Consider the following 3229-nt stretch of genomic DNA (forward strand, 5'->3'; position numbering starts at 1 on the left):
GCGGGTGCGCAAGGCGCACCAGGACAAGCTGATCCTCGACGACGTCACCCTGGCCTTCCTGCCCGGGGCCAAGATCGGCGTGGTCGGGCCCAACGGCGCCGGCAAGTCGACGGTGCTGAAGATCATGGCCGGGCTGGAGACGATCTCCAACGGCGAGGCCGCCCTGGCCCCCGGGGCCAGCGTCGGGATCCTGCTCCAGGAGCCGGTCCTGGACCCGGCCAAGGACGTGTTCGGCAACGTCGAGGAGGGCGTGGCCCCCACCCGGGCCCTGCTGGCCCGGTTCGAGGAGCTGAGCCTCCGCCTGGGCGAGGCCGGCCCCGACGAGATGGACAAGCTGCTGGACGACTACGCCAAGGTGCAGGACGCCATCGAGGCAGCCGGCGCCTGGGACCTGGACGCCCAGCTGGAGATGGCCATGGACGCCCTGCGGCTGCCGCCGGGCGACGCCGACGTCACCACCCTGTCCGGCGGGGAGCGGCGCCGGGTCGCGCTCTGCCGGCTGCTGCTGTCCCGGCCCGGCCTGCTCCTGCTCGACGAGCCCACCAACCACCTGGACGCCGAGAGCGTGCAGTGGCTGGAGCAGCACCTGGCCGCCTACCCGGGCACGGTCCTGGCCGTCACCCACGACCGCTACTTCCTCGACAACGTCGCCGGCTGGATCCTGGAGCTGGACCGGGGCCGCGCCTACCCGTACGAGGGGAACTACTCCACCTACCTGGAGACCAAGTCGGCCCGCCTGGCCGCCGAGTCCAGGACCTCGGCCGGGCGCAAGCGGGTCCTGGAGCGGGAGCTGGAGTGGGTCCGGGCCGGCACCAAGGGCCGCCACGACAAGGGCCGGGCCCGGCTGCGGCGCTACGAGGAGCTGGCCGCCGCGGCCGAGCGCGACCGCCCGGTCGACTTCGACGAGATCCAGATCCCGCCCGGCCCCCGCCTCGGCGACGTGGTCGTGGAGGCGGCCGGGCTGACCAAGGGCTACGGCGACCGGCTGCTGATCGACGACCTGTCGTTCAGCCTCCCCCGCGGCGGCATCGTCGGGGTCATCGGGGCCAACGGCGCCGGCAAGACCACCCTGTTCAAGCTGGTCACCGGCGAGGAACGCCCGGACCGGGGCGAGCTGCGGCTGGGCCCGACCGTGCAGCTGGCCTACGTCGACCAGGACCGTTCCCGCCTGGACGGGTCCCAGACGGTGTTCGAGGCCATCTCCGGCGGCCTCGACCACTTCCGCGTCGGCGGCCGCGAGATGCCCACCCGGGCCTATGTCGCCACCTTCGGCTTCAAGGGCACCGACCAGCAGAAGCCGGTCGGGGTCCTCTCCGGCGGCGAGCGCAACCGCCTCAACCTGGCCCTGACCCTGCGCGAGGGCGGGAATCTTCTCCTCCTTGACGAGCCCACCAACGACCTGGACGTCGACACCCTCCGCTCCCTGGAGAGCGCCCTGCTCGACTTCCCCGGCTGCGCGGTCGTGATCAGCCACGACCGCTGGTTCCTGGACCGGATCGCCACCCACATGCTCGCCTTCGAAGGCGACAGCCGCGTGGTCTGGTTCGAGGGCAACTTCGCCGACTACCAGACCGACAAGGTCCGCCGCCTGGGCCCGGAGGCGACGCGTCCCCACCGGTACACCTACCGGAAGCTGGTTCGCGACTAGGGCGTTGATCCTGGATGGTGCTCGTCGACCGGCTGGGCGGGCATCCCCGCGCCGGGCTACGGCTTGATCGTGGCGCCGCCGGCGGGCTGAGCCTGCGCAGCCGGAGGGCGGGCGGCGTTCGCTCCGGTGGCGGCGCCGATCACCGCGAACGGGAGTCCGAGCAGGGGGGCGAACCGGAGCGTCCAGAACAGGGCGGCGCCCAGGTTCTCGCCTTCGGGAGCGCCGTCGCCGAACCAGAGCAGCCCGCCGTTGATCGCGTACAGTCGCAGCGCCTCGTGCAGCCAAAGGGCGTAGGTGAGCGGCAGGCTGGCGATGCCCGCCCAGATGCCGGCCCGCACGCCACAGCGGAACGACCGGCCGGCCCACCCGGCCGCGAACGCGGGGAAGAAGAAGACGGCGACCGGTCCGAACCAGAACCACATGGCCGCCAGCCACTGGATCAGCTGCTGGTCTGCTGGCTCGATGCGCGGGTCGAAGGAGGCGCGGGTCAGCAGCAGCTGCCCGGCCACGAGGATGACAGCGGCGGCGACGCCGAGGTGCGGCGCCAGACGGATGGTGCCCAGCGGCCGGGGCGCCGCTACGGCGATCCACAGACAGCCGGCCAGGACGGCAGCCAGGAACACCGCGTCGGCCCGGGGCAGGTACCTGGCCGCGGCCGGGTCCCGGAGCAGGAAGATCACGGTCATGGTGATGGCCGCGGCCACCCCACCGGTCACCAGGAGGGTCGGAGCGGGCACCGGCATGCTCATGCGGCGCAAGCGCGCGACGGCCAGGACCACCATGGCACCGACCAGCCCGGCGAAGCTCACCGCGAACACACCCAACCCGGGTACCGCCGCCTCGGCCGCCAGCCCGGTGGCCGCGACGGCCGCCGCCGCCACCCCGGTCGCCAGCGCGAGCACCGGCCAGCCACCCAAGGGCGGCAGTCGCAGCACGGCCCGGGCGCTGCTGAGCGCGAACTGCCAGCGGGCCGACCGTCCCCGTACCTCGGCCAGCTCGGCGTGCATCGCCATCCCCCACTCGCGCCGGTGGTCGGGGAGGGTCGCCACCGCGACCGCGAGCAGCCGCCCCGGCGGGTCCATCGCGGACAGACGAACGCCGGTCCGGGACCACCAGTGATCCACCAACAGCGCCGCTGCGGCCACCCAGAGGGCCGTGGGGATGACCAGGAGCAGGGCGAACTCGCGGTTGACCTTGGCCGCGGACTCAGTCGCGGGATCGTACGACAGCGGGGCGGTCGTGATGACGACCACGTAGAGCACCGCCCACGCCGCCACCACCGCTGCGGCCGTGGTGATCTGCAACCTGCGCCGGGTCCGGCTCATGCGCCCTGCCACCTCGCCTGCAGGTCCGGCCGTCGAGCTGGGGCCGCGGCGAGGTCGGTCGCCAGCGCCCGGCCGGCGCCGGTCAGCCGATACAGATGGCGCGGCGGCCGGCGGCGGGGGTGTCGGTGTCCCAGGTGGTCTCCAGCAGGCCCCGGTCGGCCAGCCGCATCAAGATCGGGTACATCGAGCCGGGTTTGAGGCCGAGCTGTTGGCACAGCTCGTAGCCGTACCGCCAGGCGGTGGGCTTCTCGGCCAG

Annotated in this window: 3 protein-coding genes; 1 reads left to right on the top strand and 2 read right to left on the bottom strand. The window is 73.3% G+C overall.

Annotation, left to right across the window (positions count from 1 at the left end):
- Positions 1 to 4 precede the first annotated feature (4 nt).
- A complete protein-coding gene (ettA, locus tag VF468_26170) occupies positions 5 to 1648 on the top strand; it encodes an energy-dependent translational throttle protein EttA (GenBank protein ID HEX5881773.1) in 1644 nt (547 codons plus the stop codon).
- A gap of 56 nt (positions 1649 to 1704) precedes the next feature.
- On the opposite strand, the gene VF468_26175 is transcribed toward ettA, so the two are convergent.
- Together VF468_26175 and VF468_26180 are read right to left on the bottom strand one after the other, a co-directional pair.
- Positions 1705 to 2973, bottom strand: a complete 1269-nt coding sequence (locus tag VF468_26175) for a hypothetical protein (GenBank protein ID HEX5881774.1) — start codon at positions 2971 to 2973, stop codon at positions 1705 to 1707.
- An 82-nt stretch (positions 2974 to 3055) separates the two neighbouring features.
- On the bottom strand, positions 3056 to 3157 hold the full coding sequence (locus VF468_26180; GenBank protein ID HEX5881775.1) for a hypothetical protein: 102 nt from the start codon (positions 3155 to 3157) through the stop codon (positions 3056 to 3058).
- Positions 3158 to 3229: the final 72 nt, after the last annotated feature.

Source organism: Actinomycetota bacterium (genome assembly GCA_036280995.1).
Classification (GTDB): domain Bacteria; phylum Actinomycetota; class CALGFH01; order CALGFH01; family CALGFH01; genus CALGFH01.

What these genes read in the sequence shown, in the direction of transcription:
- VF468_26175 (HEX5881774.1), bottom strand. Translation starts at nt 2,973, where the DNA reads ATGAGCCGGACCCGGCGCAGGTTGCAGATCACCACGGCCGCAGCGGTG.
- VF468_26180 (HEX5881775.1), bottom strand. Translation starts at nt 3,157, where the DNA reads ATGTACCCGATCTTGATGCGGCTGGCCGACCGGGGCCTGCTGGAGACC.